The organism is Alteromonas sp. ISO5 (assembly GCF_058105165.1).
Genome location: NZ_CM176572.1, coordinates 2936054 through 2961666, shown reverse-complemented (window position 1 = coordinate 2961666; position 25613 = coordinate 2936054). Strand labels below are relative to the sequence as shown.

Annotated in this window: 23 protein-coding genes, 1 tRNA gene and 2 pseudogenes; 9 read left to right on the top strand and 17 right to left on the bottom strand. The window is 44.0% G+C overall.

From position 1 onward, the window contains the following. Window positions 1-11: 11 nt before the first annotated feature. The 3 genes and pseudogenes from AC2T0J_RS13290 to AC2T0J_RS13280 all read left to right on the top strand — a co-directional run bounded on the left by AC2T0J_RS13290 (window position 12) and on the right by AC2T0J_RS13280 (window position 2436). Window positions 12-875, top strand: coding sequence for an aspartoacylase (locus tag AC2T0J_RS13290; protein ID WP_489806289.1), 864 nt, complete (start codon window positions 12-14; stop codon window positions 873-875). A gap of 244 nt (window positions 876-1119) precedes the next feature. Then, window positions 1120-1857 (top strand): annotated as a pseudogene (locus AC2T0J_RS13285) (PAS domain-containing protein); the annotation flags it as partial. 135 nt (window positions 1858-1992) lie between these two features. Then, the gene (locus AC2T0J_RS13280) at window positions 1993-2436 is read left to right on the top strand and encodes a methyl-accepting chemotaxis protein (protein ID WP_489810338.1); all 444 of its coding nucleotides are present in this window, start codon (window positions 1993-1995) and stop codon (window positions 2434-2436) included. 612 nt (window positions 2437-3048) lie between these two features. Here the strand turns inward: AC2T0J_RS13280 and AC2T0J_RS13275 are convergent. From AC2T0J_RS13275 to AC2T0J_RS13245, 7 genes are all read right to left on the bottom strand, one after another. Then, window positions 3049-3849 carry a DUF2884 family protein gene (locus tag AC2T0J_RS13275; RefSeq protein WP_489806288.1) on the bottom strand — a complete coding sequence of 267 codons (801 nt, stop codon included), beginning with the start codon at window positions 3847-3849 and terminating at the stop codon, window positions 3049-3051. Window positions 3850-3993: 144 nt separating this feature from the next. Further along, window positions 3994-4491: a hypothetical protein gene (locus tag AC2T0J_RS13270; RefSeq protein ID WP_489806287.1), complete on the bottom strand. Its 498-nt coding sequence runs from the start codon at window positions 4489-4491 to the stop codon at window positions 3994-3996. Beyond that, a complete protein-coding gene (locus AC2T0J_RS13265; RefSeq protein ID WP_489806286.1) occupies window positions 4491-5489 on the bottom strand; it encodes a response regulator in 999 nt (332 codons plus the stop codon). Before AC2T0J_RS13265 ends, AC2T0J_RS13270 begins: the two co-directional genes overlap by 1 nt. A 121-nt stretch (window positions 5490-5610) precedes the next feature. Continuing rightward, window positions 5611-6351 carry an LrgB family protein gene (locus AC2T0J_RS13260; RefSeq protein WP_489806285.1) on the bottom strand — a complete coding sequence of 247 codons (741 nt, stop codon included), beginning with the start codon at window positions 6349-6351 and terminating at the stop codon, window positions 5611-5613. Continuing rightward, a complete protein-coding gene (locus AC2T0J_RS13255) occupies window positions 6351-6713 on the bottom strand; it encodes a CidA/LrgA family protein (RefSeq protein WP_489806284.1) in 363 nt (120 codons plus the stop codon). Before AC2T0J_RS13255 ends, AC2T0J_RS13260 begins: the two co-directional genes overlap by 1 nt. A 167-nt stretch (window positions 6714-6880) precedes the next feature. Beyond that, the gene (locus tag AC2T0J_RS13250; protein ID WP_489806283.1) at window positions 6881-7750 is read right to left on the bottom strand and encodes a LytR/AlgR family response regulator transcription factor; all 870 of its coding nucleotides are present in this window, start codon (window positions 7748-7750) and stop codon (window positions 6881-6883) included. Window positions 7751-7816: 66 nt separating this feature from the next. Then, window positions 7817-8155 (bottom strand): DUF3718 domain-containing protein, encoded by a 339-nt coding sequence (locus AC2T0J_RS13245; RefSeq protein ID WP_489806282.1) that lies wholly within the window; start codon window positions 8153-8155, stop codon window positions 7817-7819. A 329-nt stretch (window positions 8156-8484) separates the two neighbouring features. Here AC2T0J_RS13245 and AC2T0J_RS13240 point away from each other — a divergent pair, with 329 nt between their 5' ends. Next, entirely contained in the window at window positions 8485-9147 is a 663-nt protein-coding gene (locus AC2T0J_RS13240) for a C40 family peptidase (protein WP_489806281.1), read from the top strand. 79 nt (window positions 9148-9226) lie between these two features. On the opposite strand, the gene AC2T0J_RS13235 is transcribed toward AC2T0J_RS13240, so the two are convergent. Beyond that, a complete protein-coding gene (locus AC2T0J_RS13235; RefSeq protein ID WP_279321871.1) occupies window positions 9227-9556 on the bottom strand; it encodes a hypothetical protein in 330 nt (109 codons plus the stop codon). A gap of 278 nt (window positions 9557-9834) precedes the next feature. Between AC2T0J_RS13235 and AC2T0J_RS13230 the strand changes: the two genes are divergently transcribed. After that, window positions 9835-9911 (top strand) — tRNA-Ile (locus tag AC2T0J_RS13230). A gap of 487 nt (window positions 9912-10398) precedes the next feature. On the opposite strand, the gene AC2T0J_RS13225 is transcribed toward AC2T0J_RS13230, so the two are convergent. The 3 genes from AC2T0J_RS13225 to AC2T0J_RS13215 form a co-directional block, all read right to left on the bottom strand. Continuing rightward, a complete protein-coding gene (locus tag AC2T0J_RS13225; RefSeq protein ID WP_489806280.1) occupies window positions 10399-11490 on the bottom strand; it encodes a PD-(D/E)XK nuclease family protein in 1092 nt (363 codons plus the stop codon). A gap of 428 nt (window positions 11491-11918) precedes the next feature. After that, window positions 11919-12878: a DUF4350 domain-containing protein gene (locus tag AC2T0J_RS13220; protein WP_489806279.1), complete on the bottom strand. Its 960-nt coding sequence runs from the start codon at window positions 12876-12878 to the stop codon at window positions 11919-11921. Between the two features lie 1386 nt (window positions 12879-14264). Next, entirely contained in the window at window positions 14265-15125 is an 861-nt protein-coding gene (locus AC2T0J_RS13215; RefSeq protein ID WP_489806278.1) for a hypothetical protein, read from the bottom strand. A 711-nt stretch (window positions 15126-15836) separates the two neighbouring features. Here AC2T0J_RS13215 and AC2T0J_RS13210 point away from each other — a divergent pair. Beyond that, window positions 15837-16358, top strand: coding sequence for a hypothetical protein (locus AC2T0J_RS13210; RefSeq protein ID WP_489806277.1), 522 nt, complete (start codon window positions 15837-15839; stop codon window positions 16356-16358). Between the two features lie 248 nt (window positions 16359-16606). On the opposite strand, the gene tnpC (AC2T0J_RS13205) is transcribed toward AC2T0J_RS13210, so the two are convergent. The 3 genes from tnpC (AC2T0J_RS13205) to tnpA (AC2T0J_RS13195) all read right to left on the bottom strand — a co-directional run bounded on the left by tnpC (AC2T0J_RS13205) (window position 16607) and on the right by tnpA (AC2T0J_RS13195) (window position 18857). After that, on the bottom strand, window positions 16607-18109 hold the full coding sequence (gene tnpC, locus AC2T0J_RS13205) for an IS66 family transposase (RefSeq protein WP_489806275.1): 1503 nt from the start codon (window positions 18107-18109) through the stop codon (window positions 16607-16609). An 86-nt stretch (window positions 18110-18195) separates the two neighbouring features. Next, complete coding sequence (gene tnpB, locus AC2T0J_RS13200) at window positions 18196-18546, bottom strand: IS66 family insertion sequence element accessory protein TnpB (protein WP_489806274.1); 351 nt, start codon at window positions 18544-18546, stop codon at window positions 18196-18198. Further along, entirely contained in the window at window positions 18543-18857 is a 315-nt protein-coding gene (gene tnpA / locus AC2T0J_RS13195) for an IS66 family insertion sequence element accessory protein TnpA (RefSeq protein ID WP_489806273.1), read from the bottom strand. Before tnpA (AC2T0J_RS13195) ends, tnpB (AC2T0J_RS13200) begins: the two co-directional genes overlap by 4 nt. Before the next feature lie 54 nt (window positions 18858-18911). On the opposite strand from tnpA (AC2T0J_RS13195), the gene AC2T0J_RS13190 reads away from it, so the two are divergent. Next, a complete protein-coding gene (locus AC2T0J_RS13190; RefSeq protein WP_489806276.1) occupies window positions 18912-19541 on the top strand; it encodes a hypothetical protein in 630 nt (209 codons plus the stop codon). Between the two features lie 322 nt (window positions 19542-19863). Beyond that, window positions 19864-19952: pseudogene (locus tag AC2T0J_RS13185) on the top strand (transposase); the annotation flags it as partial. 204 nt (window positions 19953-20156) lie between these two features. On the opposite strand, the gene tnpC (AC2T0J_RS13180) reads toward AC2T0J_RS13185, so the two are convergent. The 3 genes from tnpC (AC2T0J_RS13180) to tnpA (AC2T0J_RS13170) all read right to left on the bottom strand — a co-directional run bounded on the left by tnpC (AC2T0J_RS13180) (window position 20157) and on the right by tnpA (AC2T0J_RS13170) (window position 22407). Then, complete coding sequence (gene tnpC, locus AC2T0J_RS13180; RefSeq protein WP_489806275.1) at window positions 20157-21659, bottom strand: IS66 family transposase; 1503 nt, start codon at window positions 21657-21659, stop codon at window positions 20157-20159. A gap of 86 nt (window positions 21660-21745) precedes the next feature. Further along, a complete protein-coding gene (gene tnpB, locus AC2T0J_RS13175; protein WP_489806274.1) occupies window positions 21746-22096 on the bottom strand; it encodes an IS66 family insertion sequence element accessory protein TnpB in 351 nt (116 codons plus the stop codon). Beyond that, the gene (gene tnpA / locus AC2T0J_RS13170) at window positions 22093-22407 is read right to left on the bottom strand and encodes an IS66 family insertion sequence element accessory protein TnpA (RefSeq protein ID WP_489806273.1); all 315 of its coding nucleotides are present in this window, start codon (window positions 22405-22407) and stop codon (window positions 22093-22095) included. The genes tnpB (AC2T0J_RS13175) and tnpA (AC2T0J_RS13170) overlap by 4 nt, the downstream gene beginning before the upstream one ends. 685 nt (window positions 22408-23092) lie before the next feature. Here tnpA (AC2T0J_RS13170) and AC2T0J_RS13165 point away from each other — a divergent pair. Beyond that, window positions 23093-25192, top strand: a complete 2100-nt coding sequence (locus AC2T0J_RS13165; protein ID WP_489806272.1) for an EAL domain-containing protein — start codon at window positions 23093-23095, stop codon at window positions 25190-25192. The last annotated feature ends 421 nt before the right edge of the window (window positions 25193-25613 follow it).

Here is a 25613-nt window from a genome sequence, read left to right as displayed (position 1 = left end):
GACCAACATTGATGATCGCAAACATTACTATTGTGGGCGGTACCCACGGTAACGAGACCAGTGGCATACAACTGGTGAGAAACTGGCAGCAGTTTGGTGTGCCTGCAGCCTATAACGGGCTAAACATCGACTGTTATTTGTCGAATATGGCAGCTATTGATGCCAATGTGCGCTTTGTTGAGGAAGACCTTAACCGCCAGTTTACCCCTGCCCTGCTAGCCCGCCAGCCGCAGTGCCAGGAAGCCAGGTTAGCCCACGCCCTTAACCAACAATGGGGGCCGAAAGGCGAGTCTGACATCGACTTACTTATTGACATTCACAACACGACCAGCGCGATGGGGGCAACCTTAATCATTCTGGAAGCCGATGATTTTCATACGCAACTCGCTCGCTATGTAAAACAGCAGATGCCAGAAGCCAATATTCTGGTAGAAGACGAAAAGCCCCCGGCAGAACATGCTTATCTGTGTAGCATCGGCAAACGCGGCATTATGATTGAAGTAGGCGCGCAACCTCAGGGCGTATTACGCGCAGATGTATACGACCTGACAGAGCGGATGGCTCTGGCTATTCTCGACTTTGTTAATGCCTACAACAGCGATACAGTACCCAAACTCCCGCCCTGTGACGTGTTTCGTTTTATTGAAAATATTACTTTCCCGCTCAACGAAGACGGTGAGAGACTGGCTATGATCCATCCTGACCTTCAAGACAACGACTTTGCCCCGGTCAGTGCAGGCGATCCGGTGTTTTTGTCGTTTGATGGTGAACCACAAATCTGGCAAGGCGAGACCATTTACCCCCATTTTATAAACGAAGCGGCCTATCACAAACTACACGTTGCCTTTGCGACCGCATCGAAAGCCGCACTGTAAACTCCCTAATCAATTCTGCTGGTACTTTTACAGGCTCGAGGTACCAGCATCTTAGTGATGTTTAATCTTTAGTTTAACTGTTCATTATAAAACTATTAACTTTATGTTTAATAGTCTATATTTACGACTTAGGTACGAAAGTCATCTGGTCAGGTGTAAATAGCCAGTTGTTAAGCGATTCTGCCAGGAAAAGAAAGTTCTTACCGGCATTAACTGTTTGCAGGATCAGTGTTTTGAAAGTTCAATGAGGTTGAGAATGATTGTCTCACTTTCCCGCCATAAGGCCGAGCTGAATATATTAAAAACGCAGGTCGACACTGCTCAATCCATACTGCAGTCGATAAAGAACTCCGTAGCCGTAATTCAGTTCACCCCAAACGGCGAAATTATTGAAGCCAATGAGTTATTTGGCCAGATAATGGGTTATTCCTTGCAACAGATTCAAGGCCAGCATCACCGGATGCTTTGTAGATCCAGCTATACAAAAAGTCAGGATTACGCAGAATTCTGGCAACAACTCCGAGAGGGGATCCCGCAAACCGGCACCTACGAACGCGTTAAGGCGAACGGCGAGTCAATTTGGCTTGAGGCCACCTATATTCCCATTGTTGAAGCCAATAATCGGATTACCTCAATCCTTAAAATTGCCTGTGACGTAAGCGAGCGAATGGATGAGGTGATGTCACTGAAGGCTGTCAATGACTCACTCGATAAATCAACCGCCGTTATCGAGTTCACTCCAACCGGTGAAGTTCGCAAGGCCAACCGAAACTTCCTCAACGCTATGGGGTATTCACTAGACCAAATCAATGGTAAGCATCACGCCATATTTTGTTCTCAGGAATTTCTGGAGAACCATAAAGACTTCTGGAAACGGCTGAGTAACGGTGAGCACCAGACTGGCTTGTTCGAGCGCCGCACTGCCCAGGGCAACTCTATTTGGCTGGAAGCCACATACAATCCCATACTGGGGCCAGACGGTAAGGTAATAAAGGTAATTAAATTCGCTACCGACGTGACCGCTCAGGTAGAAGAAAAACAGTTAATCACCAAAGCTGCAGAGCTGGCTTTTTCTACCTCTGAGGAAACCGCGCAAATAGCAGAACAAGGCAATGGTATGCTCAAAAAGTCTGTAGTAGCATCGGATGCTGCCCGCGAACAGGTAAGTACTACCAGTGAATTGATGAACCGGCTTAATGAACAGTCTTCCAGTATTGAGGCGATTGTTTCAACCATACGCTCAATTGCTGAACAAACCAACCTGCTCGCTCTGAATGCCGCTATCGAAGCAGCCAGAGCCGGCGACCAGGGGAGAGGTTTTGCGGTTGTCGCCGATGAGGTCCGTCAACTCGCAAGTCGAACAAGTGAATCGACCATTGAAATCGAATCTGTCGTTAACGAAAATAAGCAGTTGTCAGGCACTGTCTCTGAGCAAATGAAAAACGTCCAACTCAATGTAGAGCAAACCAACGAGCAGATCACCCAGGTGCAGGGAGTAATGGACGAAATCCACAAGGGTGCCGTGAATGTCTCGGTATCTGTTTCGTCGTTGCTAAAATAACTGATCGCCATTCCGACCCAAACTATTACTGTTATCCCGGCCCACAAGCCGGGACCTCCCTAACCGACCAGTTAAAAAACGTGCCCTTTCCCTTTTGGTTCTTTGTTTCGCGAAATACTGCCATCGGGCAGATTAAGTAAAAGCCTAGAGGCATCATGGATGGTGACTCCGCTCAGGAGGGCTGTACGCCCTCTCTGACCGATAGGTTATACCTGCCCGCTGACAGTATACTCCTTCGCGATTAAAGAACCGGAGGTTTCCAAAGGGGAGTCAACTCCTCTTTGGGTGCAGTTGGCACCCCGACAAGATGCGGAGACTGCGAGTGTTATCAATCAGTATTTTGAGTGAGTGAAACTGTTAAGGATATCCCGGATAGTTTCTTCGAAACTTTCTGGATGACACTCATCTTGATAGTCATCCCGGTCAATAAAAATCAGTCATCCCTGCCCACAAGCCGGGACCTCCATAAAAGCTGTCTTATCCAATTAAAGCTGTTCACCAATGAAGTATTAAACCCACGATATCATGCAAGGGTGTGCCCACTTAAAGCATGCAGGGATGACGCAGAGGATGTATTTAGAACTAAAATCCGGGTAGTCTACTCCGGTGTGATTAGTCTTTATGACTGGTTTGTCGAATTAAATCGATGCCTGCCAATTGTGGAATGGTGCTCTGCATTTGCTTTTCAAGCATATCGAGTTTTTTGAAGTAGTCACAATACCACCGGGCTTTTTGTGGCAGGGTGGTATCCACCGGTGGGCCGTCACCGTCGGATGTGGCCGCATAATGTGCAATGCGTTGATTGATAACCGCCATTTCAGTACGATCTACCGCCAGTTTGTCGGAGTCCATAGCACCAAGCGTGGTTAGAATACTCCCCACCGAAGTCGTTAACGTTTGTGATAAGGGCACCATCAGATCGGCCTCGGCCAGTTCATCCAGCCCTTCGCTTGAACTTGGTCCAAGATAATAATGACTGCGGGCGTAACGAAACTTCTTGCGCACCCGCTTCTTCATTTTATCCATGGCAGTATTGAGCTTTTCGTAGCTGTCATGATCGCTGCCTAATAACGACAGAAACATCTGTTGAACGGTATCGGTAGCTAAATCAATGCCCGTGGTCGCCAGCAAGGTTACCTGCGGCACTATGGAATGCAGCCCTTTGGCATATTCGGTTACCAGAGCAGCCTGGCTATCATCAAGCGATAGCCAGTCGCCAGCGACAAATAACTGCTGCTGATGATTGATCTGATATAAAGTCAGGTATTCTTTAAGTACACGTAGCTGATCGTCGTTTACCACAACGCCATAATTTAAATCGACGTCGCAGCTGTAATGCGCTGCAGCCGGCGCTGATAGACCAGCCGGCAACAAACACATAATGCACAATAAAAAATGAGATACGCTTTTCATACTGATATTGTGAAACCAAAACCGTAAATGAAAAGTCGCTTTAGACCAGATTGCTAAAAATCAGGTTGAATACGGCCACCTACAACGCTAAGCGGCGAACACTACAGTGTTCGCGATAACTCATCGCAAATAACCCGCCACACGTCAGGCGCGGCTTTTAGCCCCTCGCTCTATAGCTTCACTCTGCATTACTTGTAATACTTCGAGTTGCTTTTTGCCACTGGCAATATCCGTCATGTCGTAAATCATCATGCTGATATGATCAACGTTACCGGTTGCCGATACCAGTGGCGACAAAATAATGTTCTGATACATGAATTCTTCACTGCCGGTAATTGGCCGGTAATTCGAAAACTTAAACAGATAAGGGCGCTGTTCCCAAAGCATAAATGCCCGGGTTTTGAGTTCAAATACCGGCTTAGCTTTCTGAGCGAACCAGTCTGGCTTGATATCCGGGAAAACATTAAACAGGGTTTTATCGCGTACCTCAGAGGGCAACTTGCCGCTGTGGCTTTCCATAAAACCGTTCCACATTTTGATTTTAAACTCGCGATCCAGTACAACAATGCCCACATCCACGGTTTGTAGCATGTCGATAATCCAATGAAACTCCAGCATGTCATCTACGGCGTCATTGGTCATCAGAAATCCTCCAGCAAGTGAGCGAGTTTATAGTTGAGCGTTTCCATGGAGCTTTCGGTAAATAACAACAGCAACTCGCACACGGTGTTGTACCCTTCAAGGCCGTAAGAAATTTCGATAGCCAGTGTTCTTTTCCATTTCAGCTTATTGGTGGCAATGATCTCGGTGATATTACGATGCTGACCGAGCACAACCGGTTGCCCCTGAGCAAAACTAACATCCAGCTGTTCGGCAATGCCGCTCAGGCAGGTACCTATCAGGATGCTTGCCGCATCCATTAACAACTCCAATTGTTTCTGATCGTCGACTTCTCCGGAAATATTGAGGATTCGGGCCACGTCATCCAGGCTTGAGTCACTTAAAATACACAATGCTTCACCTTGTACCCCAGGCCCCACGAACCCCTGACAAACGGCACTCACCCGCTCGTGGTTTTCGATATCACTGAGCAGCATGTGCAGCTCAGACACCTCAATTAAATTAACGTTTGGGATAGGTAAATGAACAAAAACATTCAGTGTACGGGCCAGATGATCGCCCGCCCTGCCCATGGCTATGTTGGTAATTTCCTGATAACAGTCACGAATATCAGGATCCAGCGGCTCAAACTCCTTTTGCTCTTCTTCGACAGGCGCGTTGATCAGTTGATGTTTACTTAAAACGGCCAGTAACTCAGAAGCACTGACCGGCTTACGAATAAAATCCAGCGCGCCGAGCTTAATTACCCGCTCACGGGCTTCGGGCTGGACATCGCCAGACACCACAATCACATTAGTTTTTAAGCCTTGCTGAGCGATGGCTTCCAATGTTTGATAGCCGTCCATTTCCGGCATATTTAAATCAAGCAGCAAAATGCGCCCTTTACCGGCCGCCAGGCATTGAATAGCTTCACCGCCATGTTTAGCAAAATGAATAGCAACATCCCAGTCCTGTGGCAGGCATTTTGCCACCTGCTTGCGGGCCACCAACGAGTCATCACAAATCAAAACTGAGTACATAACTATCCAACGGTTAAGAACTGGCAGAAAACAATGCAGTAAGTACCTTTTAACAAATAGCAGTTAGACGGCAAAAATCAACTTAACATAGGGTATTTATAGACTCGGTCCATGAAAAACCCTATAGAATAATAGGTAAGATAACGGCGGTTAGAATCCCATTCAGGCCCAGTCCTACCGTGGCGAGCGCCCCCTGCACTTCGCCCATCTGCAGTGCTTTGGAGGTGCCCACAGCGTGGCACACCGCGCCCAACGCCACGCCCTGAGCATCTGGCATAGTGACCCCTAACAACCGATAGGTAAGCGGTGCCGCCAAAGCGCCCACAATACCGGTAAGGATAACAAATACCGCAGCCAGGGCCGGAATACCGCCAATTGCCGCCCCGGTTTCCATAGCCAACGGACTCGTTATAGACTTCACCAGCATTGTCATCTGAATTGCCAGCGGCGCGTTGGTCAAGTATATCACGCCCCAGGCTAGCAGCGGTGCAACAATGCCGCCAACCATCACGCTAATGATCAACGGCATTCCCAACTGACGAATGTTTTGCCACTGATTGTACATAGGTACCGCAAGTGCCACCGTGGCTGGCCCTAACAACCAGTGTAATAATGAGGCAAACTCTCGATATTGAGCAGCGGAGATATCTGCTAACCACATCGCCCCTGCCACGGCTAAAGTAGTAATACTCAATGGATGTACCAGCGGATGGCCTTTGGATACACGGAAAACTTTAAGCGCAATGCTATAAAAGGCCAGGGTAACAGCCAGCCACAACACGCCATTAATGGAAGCCGTACTGCTTATTACGTCGCTGAAGCGGGTAATAATTTGTTTAATTGCCAGCTCTGCCCTTAACATTAATCAGGCCTTCTGGCTTTCATGAGCCGCTGGGCAAACCAGGCAGTAAAACCCAGCGCCAGAATGGTGGTAGCTACCAGCGCAAGTGCAATCCCCAGCGCATTTTCACTTACCTCAGCCCAGAATAAACCTACACCAATCACAGCCGGCACAAACAGAACCGACATATGCGTGAGCAACGGCTGCGCGCCCCGCCCAACCGTAACTGCAGGACGCTGACGCAACAACAGCCCGCCAAGCAGCAATAGCAAGCCGATTAACGCACCAGGCAGAGGTAAATTAGTCACTAATACAAAAAACTCTCCCACCAGGTAGCAGCCAATAATGATCAGCCACCCATTAAGGATTGATTTAACATGCACTGTGATGCTCCGCAGGGATGGAATAGCTCGATGATAACGAGGTTAAGTGCAAACCACTAGCCGACTTCGGTTATAGTTACTTATGTGCAGGATTAATTAAAGAAATGCTGACAGCAGGAAGCGCCTTATCAGATTAATAGGGTAGGCTCGCATGCAGAAAAACGTATTCAGGACTGCGACAACGCCGCGTCCAGTTGCTGGTTACAAACAGGCATTAAGCGCCGGCTTATTTTTACTTTACTGCCATCCTGAAGCTCCACATAGTTCACCCGGGAGTTGAGTTTAATCAACCGTTTTACAAACTGCGTATTCACAATGATAGAACGGTTCACACGGGTAAAAGCATGCTTGGGCAATCGTCTCGCCATATCGGTTAGTGTAGAACGAACAATCAGCGTTTCTTCCTGCGTGTAAACGCACATGTAGTCGCCTGCAGCTTCCACATAACGAATGGTTTGCCAGTCTACATACTGCCAGTCTGCACCACAACGCATGGCAATTTGTTGGGAGGGTCGTGAGCAGTTTGACTTGATGTTAGTTAATTCAGCTATCAACCGGGCAGAGGAACATGCGTGTTGGCGGGCAAGCTTCTCGCTAACAAAACGCCATTTCAGTGCCTGCATGCGTGTTTGGTATTTTAGATACAGCCGATGCATCTGCTTGCGCTTTTCTTCTACACTTGCGGATAAGCAGAAAAACACACCTACACCAGCGTTAAATGCCTGTAACGCATCCCGATTGGTATGGCCGCACATTACAGTGAGCACACCACACAGTCCGGTTTCAGTAAACGCTCCAATGGTGGAATGATCAGTTACAACAATTCGTATTTGGGGTGATTGGTGCGAAACGGTTTTTGCAACTGTCTGGTGACTGGCAAAAAGTTCATTTAACGCTGCATCATTGAGTTCCGCTATAAACTCAAACTCAAACGGCCTAATGAAGTACTGGGTTAGAAACTGATGAAAAGCATCGACTTCTGCACTAGGTTTGCCAATAAATCGCACTATCATGCTATCTGAATGTCTCTCTTGCATGTCAGACTCCAAAAAAAGGGCTGTGAAGAACACAGCCCAAACCACAGGGATGTGAAACCCTTTCTCCTATTGCTTTGCTAATAAAACTTGTTTTTCTAAATTGGTGCGTTCGGCAATCAATACTCGAGTATTATCAGCACCATATTGCATTGCAAAGGTGTACATATCCATGCCGTTGCACACCAGGCCGCGGGCCAGACGGCGGTAACTTACCCCGCTGTCTTTGACGGCTTTGTGAAGCTCAATACGGTTGTCATCTTTGATTGCCTGACAAACCGCAACTAATTTATCTTCCAGGGCCTCGGGTATGTTGCCGGCCTGAGCGGAAGAGATACCGCCTAATGTTGCAGCTACTGTGGTACCTGCTAATAACGCTGAACGAATGACACTGTTAACTTTTTGCATGACACTTTCCTTTACCTATCGCTGACTCTGTTGTGGAAGATAAGGTCTGACTCTTCCTTTCGCCCCTATACAGTAGAGGCAGAGCAGCAAAAGGTTGCCTGCAAAGCGTTAATCGACGTCTATTTGAGATTTTGCGACAAAAGGGATATAACTGCAGTTAAACGGTCCGGAATCGCCTATTGTTAGTCGTGCACACCACACACTTTGTAACATTCGACCCAATGTCGCGAGCAAGGAGTACACGGCCAAGAGTCAGATAGAGCGAAAACCGGAGAACCTACCCAAACTGAAACCGGGTAGCAGAGAGCCCAGGCAAAAACAGGAAAGACATGCTTACTCAACACGCCTATCACGATATAAAACACCAGATAGCCCCAGGGGATATTATTGCGTTCGGCGGTACCAGCTTGTTTTCCCGCTGGACCAAATTAACTACCCGCTCGGTAGTTACCCACACCGCGATGGTCATCGACTCGCCTGATGACAAGCGCTCTAACTCTGCGGCACAGCATCTCACTATGATCGAGGCAACGTCAATAAAAGGCAAAAAGGGCGTCATGTACAACTATGTGGAAGAACGCATTAAGCACTATAATGGCGATGTTTGGTGGTTACCCCTGCACAACGAAGCCAAACAACAGTTACAGAATAACTGGCATGGTTTTCATGATTTTCTGGCCGGCGAATTGGGTAAAGGTTATGACATCTGGCAACTGTTTGGCGCGGCTATCGATGTGTTTGATGATCACCGCTGGTTCAATTGGATCACCTACAACCGTAAAAAGAGTAATCGCTGGTTTTGTTCAGAGCTTGTGGCAGAAGGTTTGAATCAAGCTGGCATAACCCGTGAACTCAACCCTTCAGAAACAACGCCAAAAGATATTTGCCAGTTCACGATCTTTGCCCCCAAATACGTACAACTCAAAGGCAAAAAAAGAAAGATTGAAGGATTTAACAGCTTAAATCCGTACCGGTGGGGAAATTTAGGATAATGTTTTCTGTGAAGTACAAAACATAAGGTTGGTAGGTTGGCAATCACAACACTACCAAACATTGGTATATCAGGAATTGTTAAAAAATACTGTCCTGATGTACGCGAATAAACATCGAGGTACCCGCTTTTGAATAATCTATTTTGTATTCTTTACCGTTAAGGGTTTGCACAAAAATCAGCGTTTTTTCATCGCCGAATACCTCACTGGCGGTTACATCCACCAGCTCCATATCCATCATTTTTGCTTCGCGCTTATTTTCCGGAATTTTTCCCGAGTATTCCTTAATACCCTTGTAATTCACCACTACTGCCGGGTCGTCGTTGCCGTTTAATATCAGTAGATCAAATTTACGTATTTTATGGATTAATGTGTTGCGGCCACTGACCAAATAGGGTTTTTCAGTCATTGTTATCTCCCAATTCAAATGCCGAACCAAGACGTTTTTACCTATAAGTAGCTGAAAGATAGCAGACTATTAATATATTTGCACTAAGCTATGACGTCTCATAATGGATTCAGCAATTTTGATCAGGTTCAGGCTTCAACAGATCGTTATTTTTAGTATTGATCAGTATAAGAAAACATCAAGTAATCCTAACATGGGGTGACAAGCCCCTAAAAACTGCTTATACTTGCGCGCGTTTGGTTATTCAAACAGGATTTCTTAAGCGTTTAGCGCACAATGGCCCTATAGCTCAGTTGGTTAGAGCACACGACTCATAATCGTTAGGTCCCTGGTTCGAGTCCAGGTGGGGCCACCACTTACAAAATAAAATTCAATAAAATCAATGACTTATAGTTGACCAAGGGATTTCTGTTCCACTTTTGTTCCACCTTGGATACTAACAAAGTCAGTGGAACAAGTCAGTAATTCAGTGGAACAATCTCGGAAACAAGCGGAAGTCTACGATCACAATAATTCTTCCAGAATAATTAATTTGATTTTGCCCATCGTCTTAAACCAGATTCAGATTCTCTAGATCTCCAAAATTTAATTCCGTTTTAAAGAGATCGCGTGAACAGAGTAAGCCACTCAAATCTTTAAGAAATGGATAACGTTCTCTCGAATCATCAGCACTTACAATTCCTCGTCTCGGCAGAGGCTGTTTAAGACTCAAATAAGCGAGAAGCGGACATCAAGAGGGCTGATTGGGAACGTCGGCAAAAGACAAACAACGGACGTTCAACGCTTGCTATAACCGGCAACTGAAAGCTGTGTGACTGAAGCATAACGGAAATTGCTCAGTTTCAGTTGCCCGAGTTGATGCCTTTGTTAGCATTTTTTTCGTTTTCCGCTTGATCTAAAAGATAAAACCACCCAAGTAAATCCTCTTTAATTGTGGTCAGTTCGGTAGATAAGTCATATTTCTTCAAGATAAGTCTTGAATCTTTCAGTGGTACTGTTTTTTCTGATAAAGCTGGCATTAAAAATAGTTCTTTCAGATATTCTCTGGATTTTGCGTTGCGGCCAAACAACTGAAGCTCCCACCCTTTTGGTGAAATATAAAGATCGTACGCTATTGAATTTCCTGACAGATTAAAGTCGTGAACCAAACAAGATTTTGCATAAATCCATTGGCGCTCGCAGTTGACTGGTTTTTGAACTAGATCAGATAAATCTCTTATTTTTCCATTGAGTTTTGATATAAATTTATTTCTGGCATTTATTAATGAATTTACTCTTTCTTCATTTTTTATGAAGAACTGATCGTTATCATCTAATTTCATGTTGCTGCCGTTTAATTTTTCTATGGTGCTCATAAAGTCAATGAGATACAACACCCACTTCTGAGATGACGTTGACACATAGCTACCAAGATTCTCTTTTATATTTTGCCAATAGTTTTCGTAAGTAACATTTATAAATCCAGAGCTATTCCCTTCATTTCTAATGCTAAGTATGATTTTTGTTGTATCCAAATTATTCGGCTTAGCCAATTCGTCAATTAATCGGCTGTAATCATCAAGGTCATTATTCAAATGATGATATATTTTGTTCTCAATACCTATAATTTGGTTATCGGTTTCAATGACTATATCGAGCCTACCGCCTTTATTTGTTGAAACCTCTCGGCTTATTTGCACATTATCTTGTCGTATTTCATTTCCGCCAGCAAGGTTCATCAAAGAAGAAAAAAGCAAATTTCCTAAACCGTGTTCATTATTTGGGTTGAGATAAAATGCCAAGATATTGCTTATCACATTTTCATAATGAGGATAGCCAGCGACATCAAAAATGCTTTCGCTTTTTATTGAATCGGGAAGTGACTCGAAATCATGAAGCAATTCCAAGTATTTATCATAAACACTGAGCATGTGTGTCCTTTTGATTGCTGCCATCTAAATGATACGGCCACTAAGAACCGCAAATTAATTTTTATCATACCGGGCCAGCTCCCGCTATCCGTTGCTGTGACTGCGCTGGCAGATATCTAATATTTTGCGAACCTATTTGTATGCGAACAACGGTTCGCATATAAATAAATCACTATTGGCATAGTACAGCTTTACGCATCCAAATCATACACTTAGGCGTTCGCAAAACTGCTAAGAGAAATAAAGAGCGAAAGTATGAAATGACTGTCGGCCCGAGCGGCAGCTTCACGTACGAATCGGCCAACTAAGACAGGGGCACTTAAAGACAAATAGCCGACTGTTTGGTTTGAGACTCTGAGTTTCTGGCATGAGCCAGAATAGAAATTTGTTTACGCAAAATTGTTTCCCAGAGCAATAGGCTGCCTTTAAACCTGTAGACAGCTAGTCAATTATCAGTCTTGCGAGTCAGCTAGCCAGCGCATTATGTTCAGTAAAAACTCTTCATTTTGTTCCGCACCAACAGAGCGTAACCCCATAGTTTTGCCTGTACTTTTAACTAATTGCGAAGAGAACATCATGCCTTCAGAAAAAACTGCTACACGTCCTTTGCCTAGCTCTAAAACAGCACCTTGACTCCATCCTGACATTGGAAGCTTTGGTGTATCCGCGTTAACTTGAAACGGTATTTTGGGTTCTGTAGCAGTGATACCGTTCCCTAATTTCAGTAGAGATATTGCTTTTTCGGGAGCTTTAAATGCTGAGCCACCAAACGATCTTACCTGTAGTATATCTGGTGATACATTATTAATACTTTGCAGAAAAAGAGGCTGTGATTTTTCATCTATATTTTGCGAAATTTCTTTATTGTAAGTTGTAGCGTGTTCGGTGAGCGAATGATTCACTTTGCTAAAGGTTGCGTTTCCAACATGTCCATTGATGAATTGAAAACCAAGTGCAAGTGCCAGATTATCTATAGCTTTGGGAAACGGTGTGTGATCAGCAACTAAAAAAAGTGAACCACCGTTCGATATCCAGCTCTTGAGCACTTCAACTTCATTGTCATCAAACGCATCTCCATAAGGTGGAAGCCAGTCCTGTCGCTTTCTGTCAAGCGCGTTTGCAATTACTAAAATATCCACTTGCTTTAGCTGATTTTCTGTAATTGGTTTATCGTTCGAATCGACCCTGAACCCGTCACTTTTTAGAACTTGCGCGAATGGCTTATATCTGCCGCTCAACGTCAAAAAGTTATTATGGGCTTCGTCTATTAAAACAAGTGGACTACTCTCAGGGGAAAAGTGTGCAACTCTATGTTTAGGTCTGAAGTCAGGGTCAGATTGTTGAGGGCTATCAGAACAGGCTACCAATAATGTAGCAAAGCCAAAAACAACTAAGCTATGAACTAACTTCATTTACGACATCCTGTGTAATAATCTGGTAGTGATTAACGTTAAAATTTCACGGTGCTCGACCATACCATGAAAAATGTTTGAAAGGGTGATTGCACATATCAGAAGAATAAATAGACGTAATTCAGTAGCCGCTCATTGCGACGCGCAATGTCCAGTGTTTCAACTTCCGCTTTACGTACAAACCAGTCATAAAGAAACAAATAGCAGCATGGCCAGTTTTGACCAAAATCAGAAACAGGCAATCAAACCGTTGTAAGTCCTCGGTTGATCTATCTTTGAACCCAAAACAGGCTACCTACGATTATTTCCCATTAGGCTCATATCATAAGTCAAATGAGACATATCAGGCCTGCACAAGCAGTCCAAAACAGCGAAAACAATAAGCTTTATTGATTAATCCTGATGTTATGCTTTTGAATTTTCCTCTTTTGTCTCTTGTACTTAAATTACGGAATGTTGTCCCAGACTAAAGGGTTGTTGTGCCCTCATAGTAATAACGTGTGATAAAAATGTGCGGTCTTAGCATATTTCTGGCGTGCATTTCGCCGACCTTGTTTGTTGTAGGTTCAAGTACCCTTACATTAACTCTGTTGCTTTAACGCCCTCTGCATATGGTGATGACATGCATCAAAAGTTTAATTCCAAAGAAGGCTGAGTACCCCCCTGACCGCACAATGTTATTTTGTCACAATCACAAAAATTAAAAAAACTGGGGATTATGCTGGAATATTAAGATAAACCATCCAATTTCCCGATACCCTTTCCTATTTAAATTTAGGTTCAACACTACACGTACAGGCGCAATCTGTAACTTCCTGAATAATGTACGTGTCCGAGAGACTCTACCTCTCTTAGTTCGATATTGGCTATGACGCGTTACGCTTTCATCGAGATCACTTAGGAAGGCAAATGTAGAGATTTTGCAGTGCTAAAGCACAAAAGCGTGCGATAGCATTAGACGGGATATTGCGCCACTAGAGTCAGGTCATACTTGCCAGGGGGAAACTACGGTTTCCCCCTGGCTTTTTTCTAGGCCTTTATAAATTCAAAGCCCTGACCTCCCCCTCATATTTACCTCAAGGCATCCCTTCATAGAGAACCAATTAAGGTAAAGAGGAAAAATATGAGTAAGTTCAACAAAGACTCCGTAGATTGGTGGATAAGTTTAATTTTAAGACTGGGAGATGCATGTCTCATCCACTTTCTTTTTGTTGCTTTCTGGCGAATCATTTCAGAGCCAGGTCTCGACCGCAATGAACTCTATGCAGGATTTAATACTTTGTGGCTGAGTTCCTGCTTTTACATGAGTGCAGGGCTTATCTGGATATGTACCAAAGACTCAGAATAACTGAGTCATTAACATTGATGCGCCCATCGGGCGCATTTTTATGGATAGAATAGCGTTGTGATTTCTTCACAAAATTTCGTCCGGTAAATAAGCCGGTCTTCCAGTAATGTCCTGTCGTTATCACTCAACAGTGGCTTATCGGTTTTCCGGTCAACAATGCTTCTCAGGCTGTCCATGGCTAAACTATTTATTCGCTTGCTGTCCTGCAAAATCTGCAATGACTGGGATATAAAAAATACTTTATCGTATAAGCTATCCTGTAGCGCATCGCGGTATTTTAAAAGGATATTTTTGCGAATCTGGATAGGCTTATAGCTGTGTTCAATTTCAATGGCGCAGCAGGCTCCCTCTGGCTCAATTACCAGGCCATCCACATTGCGAATGGTATTTGAGGGATATAAGCGTTTGAATTCCTTTTCACTGATAAAGCCTGTCCATTGAGGCCGGTAATTCCCTGCCCCGTCAATATTTTGAATTCCCCTGGCAAGCACATATTGCAAAATCACATCGTGCATTAACGTGTTTTGATTTACCTGTAACTGTGGATTGGTAGATGACCGGAAAGGTACATGCTGACGCAGCAGCTCTTCGGCAAGTTTAGCGCCCCCCAGGGTAAGCACATATACTCTGCCATCTGGCACACGCACTGTCGGTGCAACATTTAATAAATCCGCTTTAACGAGCTTATTCAAATGCTCTAAAGCTAATGAACGATTGATACCGTAAAGCCAGCTAATGAATATCGGGCTTATCATGCCAAGCCGCGCAGCGTATTTGATAGTGCAATGTAACCGCCGCTTGCCCGTTTCATTATTACTGGCCGCTGGCTGATAGCGCATATCGATATAAAGTTGATGCTGAAGTGCCGTTGGCAATCCAGCGAGTTCGAGTTGTTTCATTAATCCCTCCTTGTTGTGGATATAAGGAGGTAGGTTTTAGTCAGGCAGAATTATCGATGTATTACATCGATAAACACAAAATTATTCCCTGATTGGTTCCCTGAGACTCTGTTTTCATGCTCGGAACGACAACGGCAACACTTGTTGCAACCGCTTCTGCTTTGCAGAATAAAAACCAGCGCCTTTCGCTGATTTTTAATCGCCTTGTATCGCCCGTGATTGCTGATGTTGCCATGGCAACGGAATCACTTTACGTGTCTGCGACACTAGCGCTAAAAGCCGACAGTGACTGTACCGCGCTCTGCGCCGTACTTCCCGCAAAAATGCCGTGTCGACTTGTGCAGCGCACAGCGTCTCATCACATCGTGATGCACTGTTCAATTTCAATGAAATTGATTTTCGGTTCATCGCCATGACACCTTGTTTCATGTCTCGAATTTCGCTGACGCGAAACCTTTTTTCGGGAAGTACGCCACGGCGCACAGTCACTGGCTTCGCCGAAGTCTTTCGTTGAAACACTTCGTCTACGCCGGTTATTGAGCTTCGTTGAAGCTCGCTTATTGCCGTCATGCGCTTGCATAACGGCGTATTGTTCTTATCAGAAAAGTGCGATTTAGCGTCTCCGCTCTTTTACGCATTTTGTATTTGATTTTGTCTTAAAAATTATTAATGTACCTGTACCTCTGTTAATTAAAATTGAGGTATTCCACCATGACACTTGTCGAACTTTTAGGCCATTACTCTCTTGCCGAACTTGAAAACTACGGTAAAGAAAAGCCCACTGAATCTGTCCACATTAAAACGCCAGCTCAACCAACGGTATCGTTGATATCTACTCACTTCCACGCTTCCCAGTTTTTAAACGTCACCACGGAACAAACATTTTCAGTCGAGACCGAAGAGGCATACATTAAGCCTAAACAAAGTGATGACTTTGAGTCAGAACCACTCGAATGGGAAACCGAAGTACCTGGTAATCCCATCGATGATTATGTCCTGCAAGAAACGTTAAGGCAGACATCAGGCTTTCCTTCTCACAATGAAGAACATCCTATACACGAAGATAGTAAAATTCCTGCCGTAAATCCGTGTACAGGGTTTCCAGAAATTGAAGAAAGCGGTATTGATGCCGGAGGACACGTGATGTACAGCAATGATGATTTCGACGTATTTGATAATGGTATTGACGATACCTTTTCCAGCTTTGACGACCCTTTTCATTACGACTGGTAAGAGCCTGATGGATAGAGCCAAGGTAACATTCATCACTATTAATAGCGCGACCGTAAGAAGGTGGCTGAACCAATTCGGAAACCAAACCGATATCAGCCCTGCACAACTCTCTCAATTAACCAGAGTCATAAATTCCTTGCGTGAACACAGAGGGAGCTTTCCTCCTGACAACACGCCCTGGTTGTTAAGTCTGCTTAACCACAACTGGCCTGAATCAGAAATTATCCGTATCCGTCCGGCAATACCACCTAGCGCTTATCAAACTGCCATGGTAGCAGTTGCTCGATATCGGCGTCGGGCTTGCTGACTTCATCAAGGCATGTCATTACATACTCGAACACATTGAGGTCGTTGGCTTTTGCGGTTTCAATGATGCTATAAAGCACCGCACTGGCATTTGCGCCCGTGGCGGTTTGGCTAAACAGCCAGTTTTTTCTGCCGATGACGAACGGTTTAATCGCGCGCTCAGCGCGATTATTATCTATATTCAGTAATCCATCGAGTGTGTAGCGTGCAAGCTTTTCCCATTGGTTTAAGCAGTATTGTATCGCTTCACCTAATTTGGTTTTCGGCAGCACCTGTTGAACCGATTTCGCTAGCCATGTATGGAGCTGATTGAGTAACGGCAGGCTCTTTTCTTGTCGGGTGAGGTAGCGTTCTTCCACCGTTTTATCTTTTAACTGGGTTTCGATGCGGTAGAGTTTTTGGATGTGATTGAGTGCCCAATCCGCTTTGCCACTGCCTTTTTTACCCGCGCCTTTCTTCGCTTCCATAAACTTACGGCGGGCATGTGCCCAGCACCCGACGAGTGTGGCTTGCGTTTGCTCGTAGCCTTGATAACCATCCACTTGTAGGTAACCGTTATAGCCATCAAGGAAGTCTACCGCGCATTGCCCAGCTCGACTATTGTGATAGTCGTAGAGCACGATGTTAGGTATCGCTGTATCGGGGATATTACCGCTAGGTGAATCAGCGCCACTGGCATATAGCCACATATAGCTATTCACTTTCTCAGACTCAATCACCTTCAACGTGGTTTCATCCGCAGCGATAACCGGTTGTTGCAGCAGGTGTTGATGAAGTTGGTCATAAAGGGGTTTAAACAACTCAGCGCAGCGGATTATCCAGTCCGCCATCGTCTTACGGCTGAGTTCAATACCATGCTGCTTAAACATGGCCTCTTGACGATAAAGCGGTAGCCCATACTGATATTTGCTGGTGATGATTTGCGCTAATAAGCTTGGCGTTGCATAACCTTTTGGGATAACGCAGTGAGGCACAGGAGCTTGCTTTACCTTATTGCTGATACCGTCGTTCTCACAAGTACGGCACGCATATTTAGGGCGAACATGCTCAATCACTTTGACCTGAGCAGGGATAAACTGAAGCTTCTCTGACTTATCTTCACCGATGCGATGTAATTCACCCGAACAACAGCCACAGATTTTTTCTTCATCCGTAATATCGTGAACGATAACCTCACGGGGAAGGTCTTTGGGTAGCGGTTTACGTACCGGCTTTTTACGGGTGTAGCTAATCGTTTCTTCGGCGGTTTCAGCCTCAACAACCAGTTCTTCCGCTTCATTGAACAACTCACCTTGCCCAGGGTGGCCTTCGGTGCTTTTACCAAACTGCTTATGCTGGGCAATACGAAACTGCTCTTCAAGGTATTGATTACGAGACATGACTTGCGACAACATCTTTTTCAATGTTGCTGGATCGTCGGGTAAGTTTTCGATATCAATATTCATGACGTTATTATCATGCAATAAGCCACTGATTACCCGACATTATTAAGACCGTTTGGTGATCGATAATCGCGACTTATGATCACAGGTTATAAGCCGGATGTATTGTAGTGCAATGGCTGATGGCCTATGACATCGTAGCCCGATAACAGCCATTGTAGCTGTTGTTCACTCACGTGCAGTTGTTGCAATTCCGTCTCGACAGGCCACTTAAACCGATGCTTCTCGAGACGTTTATACCAGAGTGCAAAGCCCGTTTTATCCCAGTAGAGTATTTTGACTTTATCGCGCTTTTTATTGCAAAACACAAACAGTGCATCGCGAAACGGATTAAGGTTCATGTCTTGCTCGACCACTACAATCAAGCCATTAATGGATTTGCGGAAGTCGACGATATCCATGTATAGATAAATATCGGCAGGCTCAACGAACATCTTCATTCGGCCAATGCCTTCATCACAGTAGCAACCCAATGAGGACTCATGTTCGTTGGCACGCTCAATTGAGCGTCTCCGAGTTGCAGGAGAAGGTCGCCCCCCATTTCTTCGGTGTATGACTCAATCTTCGTGACTTCGCGTTTCACTTGAACGAACTTGCTGCTTGTTCGTTGAAGCAGAATATCACGACGCCTGGTATAGTAGGTTTGAACGTTAATCTGCTGCTGGCGACAAAACTCCACCGCAGTGAGTCCGCTTTGTTTTTGTTGCTCAAATAGATTGAGCCAATCTTGCACTTCTCTTCGTTGCTGCATGATCATTCTCCTTTGCATAAAAGAACACCATGCCGTAGCTAACTTATGAATTGAATGTGGGGATTACCGGACGCTCACAATGCAATTTGCAATTCGCATGAATTACAACTAGGTTTGAATTGTGGAGTTGGACTTTCACAATTCAAATTAAAAGGAGATTTTATTCAAATGCTTAAATACATTAATAATTTTGTATTATCGACTAAAATCCACCGAGTACGTTCGGAACCGTCAGATGTGTTCAAAATAGGTACTTATGTATCATTCTTTGTGGTTTCATCTATAATCTTTTCCGGTTCTACTTTAGCAAAAACAGTTTGCAGTACTGAAGTGGTAAAAGAAGAAGGCACCCCGACTCTCAGTGCAGGGCTGATTGATGCAATGTATGAAGCAATTAGCACTAACACGTTTGACCTTGACGAACCTTATACTGTGATAAGTAAGAAACATTTCTGCACGAGTGTAGGTGAGTCTAATATAGGATCCGCTAGTTCTTTTGAAACGTTTAACAATGTACCAGATCCTGACCCGACACCGAAAGAAGGTGATAAGCAAACAATCACACAGACTAGAACCGATGGAACTAGGACGTGGACTTATACTTATATTAATGGAGTTTGGGTATTGACTGGATACAAATACACCCCTATGCCTGATGCAGATAGTCTGCCAGACGAGCCATAACCGGATTTAGTGTGTTTTAGGAGCTTAAGATAGTTCTGATGGTTCTAGAATATGCACGTTCAATTATCACCTAAATAACTGTAAGCTGAATTAGTGTGATTACTAAGGAATACTGACTGTATAAGTACAAAGCGGTTTTGACGTAATCACACTTTTAATATTTTGCTTTAGTAAGCACTACCAATCGTAACGCAGTGGTATTCCTGTTCCCCCTCAGCCAGATTTCACTTAAGTCATTAGCGCGTATGTCAACTGTCCACTACCCCTGAACTGAGACAGACTTAATTGGAGTTTTCTGCAATGATTAACGCAGGAGACGACTATGAAAAAATCACGCTATACGAATATCAGATTGTCGCAGTATTGAAAGAAGTTGATGCTGGTAAAAAAGTTGAGGAAGTGTGCCGTCAATCTCTTTAATGAAGATTTATTTGATCTCCACGATAGCTCTCCCGCAGTAGCCCTGGTGACTGAATAGACATTTTTCTTTCAACGCCGTTGAGACCAATCAATGATTGGACTTCGCGTCAGTATAATGGTGTTGTAATGCGGAAAAGGACACAGTCATCAAGATTAAGAAAACCCAGACGAACTGTATCCGTCCGGCAATACCACCTAGCGCTTATCAAACTGCCATGGTAGCAGTTGCTCGATATCGGCGTCGGGCTTGCTGACTTCATCAAGGCATGTCATTACATACTCGAACACATTGAGGTCGTTGGCTTTTGCGGTTTCAATGATGCTATAAAGCACCGCACTGGCATTTGCGCCCGTGGCGGTTTGGCTAAACAGCCAGTTTTTTCTGCCGATGACGAACGGTTTAATCGCGCGCTCAGCGCGATTATTATCTATATTCAGTAATCCATCGAGTGTGTAGCGTGCAAGCTTTTCCCATTGGTTTAAGCAGTATTGTATCGCTTCACCTAATTTGGTTTTCGGCAGCACCTGTTGAACCGATTTCGCTAGCCATGTATGGAGCTGATTGAGTAACGGCAGGCTCTTTTCTTGTCGGGTGAGGTAGCGTTCTTCCACCGTTTTATCTTTTAACTGGGTTTCGATGCGGTAGAGTTTTTGGATGTGATTGAGTGCCCAATCCGCTTTGCCACTGCCTTTTTTACCCGCGCCTTTCTTCGCTTCCATAAACTTACGGCGGGCATGTGCCCAGCACCCGACGAGTGTGGCTTGCGTTTGCTCGTAGCCTTGATAACCATCCACTTGTAGGTAACCGTTATAGCCATCAAGGAAGTCTACCGCGCATTGCCCAGCTCGACTATTGTGATAGTCGTAGAGCACGATGTTAGGTATCGCTGTATCGGGGATATTACCGCTAGGTGAATCAGCGCCACTGGCATATAGCCACATATAGCTATTCACTTTCTCAGACTCAATCACCTTCAACGTGGTTTCATCCGCAGCGATAACCGGTTGTTGCAGCAGGTGTTGATGAAGTTGGTCATAAAGGGGTTTAAACAACTCAGCGCAGCGGATTATCCAGTCCGCCATCGTCTTACGGCTGAGTTCAATACCATGCTGCTTAAACATGGCCTCTTGACGATAAAGCGGTAGCCCATACTGATATTTGCTGGTGATGATTTGCGCTAATAAGCTTGGCGTTGCATAACCTTTTGGGATAACGCAGTGAGGCACAGGAGCTTGCTTTACCTTATTGCTGATACCGTCGTTCTCACAAGTACGGCACGCATATTTAGGGCGAACATGCTCAATCACTTTGACCTGAGCAGGGATAAACTGAAGCTTCTCTGACTTATCTTCACCGATGCGATGTAATTCACCCGAACAACAGCCACAGATTTTTTCTTCATCCGTAATATCGTGAACGATAACCTCACGGGGAAGGTCTTTGGGTAGCGGTTTACGTACCGGCTTTTTACGGGTGTAGCTAATCGTTTCTTCGGCGGTTTCAGCCTCAACAACCAGTTCTTCCGCTTCATTGAACAACTCACCTTGCCCAGGGTGGCCTTCGGTGCTTTTACCAAACTGCTTATGCTGGGCAATACGAAACTGCTCTTCAAGGTATTGATTACGAGACATGACTTGCGACAACATCTTTTTCAATGTTGCTGGATCGTCGGGTAAGTTTTCGATATCAATATTCATGACGTTATTATCATGCAATAAGCCACTGATTACCCGACATTATTAAGACCGTTTGGTGATCGATAATCGCGACTTATGATCACAGGTTATAAGCCGGATGTATTGTAGTGCAATGGCTGATGGCCTATGACATCGTAGCCCGATAACAGCCATTGTAGCTGTTGTTCACTCACGTGCAGTTGTTGCAATTCCGTCTCGACAGGCCACTTAAACCGATGCTTCTCGAGACGTTTATACCAGAGTGCAAAGCCCGTTTTATCCCAGTAGAGTATTTTGACTTTATCGCGCTTTTTATTGCAAAACACAAACAGTGCATCGCGAAACGGATTAAGGTTCATGTCTTGCTCGACCACTACAATCAAGCCATTAATGGATTTGCGGAAGTCGACGATATCCATGTATAGATAAATATCGGCAGGCTCAACGAACATCTTCATTCGGCCAATGCCTTCATCACAGTAGCAACCCAATGAGGACTCATGTTCGTTGGCACGCTCAATTGAGCGTCTCCGAGTTGCAGGAGAAGGTCGCCCCCCATTTCTTCGGTGTATGACTCAATCTTCGTGACTTCGCGTTTCACTTGAACGAACTTGCTGCTTGTTCGTTGAAGCAGAATATCACGACGCCTGGTATAGTAGGTTTGAACGTTAATCTGCTGCTGGCGACAAAACTCCACCGCAGTGAGTCCGCTTTGTTTTTGTTGCTCAAATAGATTGAGCCAATCTTGCACTTCTCTTCGTTGCTGCATGATCATTCTCCTTTGCATAAAAGAACACCATGCCGTAGCTAACTTATGAATTGAATGTGGGGATTACCGGACGCTCACGACGAACTGACGGAGATTGACACTGCATTTAGTGCTAACAAAGGCACTGTCGTGCAATTAACCAAAACCATCAAAGTTAAAATCTTACAAACGATGTGTTGACAGCCTAACGCAAAGATGCGACCTTTAAACAGAACGACATTCTTCATTGCGGAATAATGCCATCACCGTTGTTGAATGCTTAAAACAATGTGTGCGTACTAATGTAGTTTGCCCTGGAGCAATATCAACATGATTAACCGGCACTGTGAAACCACCTTAGATTGGTGACATGGCGCCTTATCAACGTATTTTTCATTGGCTCAGCCGCATAGACGCTTGCAATACATTGACCATCTACGATGGTAAAATACGACTTGAAGATTTCTAAACGAAATAACAACAGGCTGGAATTTATGTTGCCCTCTACATTTTAGTGAATTATCCAGGCAAAAACTTAATTATCTTCTTTTAAGGATAGAAAGAAAAATGTCTATTCGATACGCGCGCTTGCTTCTAATTAAAAGTTTTCATTTAAGTTTTACATAACTAGCGCGAATCTAATATACTGAATTTCCACTAACATTTTTCCAATGTTTACGGAATAATATGTTGCTTGAGGGAGCGTATGACAAGAGATACTTCTACTCAAAAGTTTTCCGTCAATACTCAGAATTCTGCTTTCCTAACCAAATTACCGTCTACCGTTTTTCGCCTTGCGAATGATGGTGTAATGCTTACAGACAGCAATAGAACTATCATAGACGTTAACCCTTCTTTCGAAAAGATAACCGGCTATAATCGTGATGAAATTATTGGGCGAAAACCCAATCTCTTATCATCGGATGTTCATTCTAAGCAATTTTACAGTGAAATGAATGACGTTCTGGATAAAGAGGGAGCCTGGTCAGGCGATATATGGAATCGACATAAAAACGGTTCTATGTATTTCGAGAATCTTGCCATCACAGTTATTCCGGATACAGACGGTAACCATGCATATTATCTTGGTATTTTAAAAGATATAACCGAGCAACGCCTGCGTAAGGAAAAGTTAAAGCAAGAGTCCATGTATGATCCTTTAACTCATTTGCCGAATAGGAAAATGCTCTCTGAAAAAATAGAAAGAGCTACTGAGTTCGCCAAGACAAACGATAAGATTGCCGGAGTTTTCTTTTTAGATCTTGATGGGTTTAAAGACGTCAACGATAGATTAGGGCACGACATTGGCGACAAAGTACTCATTGAGATATCGAAAAACCTCCAGAACTGTTTACGCGATGAAGACATGATTGCCAGACTCGGAGGTGATGAGTTTGCAGGTGTAATATTCAACGTGGACAACAGAAATGATTGCTTACCCGTCCTGCATCGAATGTTACAGGCTGCCGCAAAGCCTATCAAAATTCAGACGAACCTCATCAGCTTGTCAGCAAGTATCGGGATTGCTTTCTACTCAATTGACTGTGTTTTCGATGGTGAGCAATTGCTTAGACAAGCCGATTTTGCGATGTACCAGGCAAAACAAAAAGGAAAAAACACGTTTCAATTGTATGATGAGGCAGGTGAAGCAAAACTTTTCCAAAGTAACGTAATACTTTCTGAATTGGCCAACAGCATTAAAAATGACCAAATGGTTTTATTTTATCAGCCAAAAATGAATATGGTGACCAACGAGATTACCGGCGTAGAAGCACTGATTCGCTGGCGTCATTCCGAACAGGGGTTGTTGGTACCCGGCCTTTTCCTTCCTCTTATCGAAGAACATCAGTTATCGATAGAACTCGGTTACTGGGTGTTGGAGGAAGCGTTAATACAAATCTCAGAATGGCGAAAACGTGGCTTTGAAATACCAATAAGTGTGAATGTTACCAGTTTGCAGTTGCATCAGGATGATTTTATTGCAAATTTAATGCAACTGTTAACAGTTTATACGTGCTCCAATAGTCATTTACTTGAACTGGAAATTGTTGAAAGCTCGGTAATTCATGATGTCGATAAGGTTGCAAAAGTAATACAAAAATGCCGAGAGTTAGGTATCACCGTTTCTTTGGATGATTTTGGTTCAGGATATTCTTCGCTTCCCTACCTTCGTAAACTAAACGTCTCAAAATTAAAAATTGATCGAAGCTTTATCCAGAATATTCTCACATCCACCGGTGACCTGAGTATTATTGAAGCAGTGATTACATTAGCATCAGCCTTTAATTGCAATGTTATTGCGGAAGGCGTAGAAAATGAAGAGCAAGGACAATTGCTAATGAAACTTGGCTGCGAAGAGGTACAGGGTTTTTTTATCGCGAAGCCAATGCCCAGTGAAGAGTTTTTGGAGTGGTTTAGTACCGCTAAGGAAATCCCAACATGGCAGTACCAAAATAAACTTAATCAAGACTCAATGTTACTGACTTACGCTATTGTTGAACACAGAGGGTGGATGAAAAATGTCATTGGATATTTTCAAAATCAGAACGACACTCTACCCGAGTTGAATCACGAAAGATGCTTGTTTTGCGTCTGGTTCAGTCATTCTGAACTTAACGCCAACAGCAACTTTAGGTATAAGCAAGTTTTCTCAATGCATCAGCGAATTCATGAGCGCGCGAAAAATTTGTATTCTGTAAAAGACTCCGTAGATGACAACTTCATTATTAAAGAATTGGAAAGCTTGAAAGAACTGAGTGCTAATTTTTTAGAAGAGCTAGAGGATAACGTTGAATCGTTGTCTTAGTGGGAAACGAAGAGGTGTAAAACATCAAAAACGTCACTTTGAAAGAAAATTGTATCTTATATTCAATCACAGATTAAATTCTCAGGCTGCATATCATATCTCAATAAGAATTTTTTTGAATTTTCGGTAATTTCATTGAGTAAATGCTTTAATTACACCACTCCTCCCTGAAAATAGATCATCATCCCTTCCATAACAGGGCCAGGCAGTTAAGCCAATCAACGAACTTGCCGCCAGGAAATATACACTGATAAGAGCGATTCTGAATACTGAGCCTGGTTCGAGTCCAGGTGGGCCACTATTTCTACACGCACCAACTGCTTAAACACCTTATCCATACTGTGGTATTGCTTAAAGCCATTAATCCCTGTTGTTGCATATTGCAAGAAATGTCGCGACCCATAAAACCCTTGTATTTTGT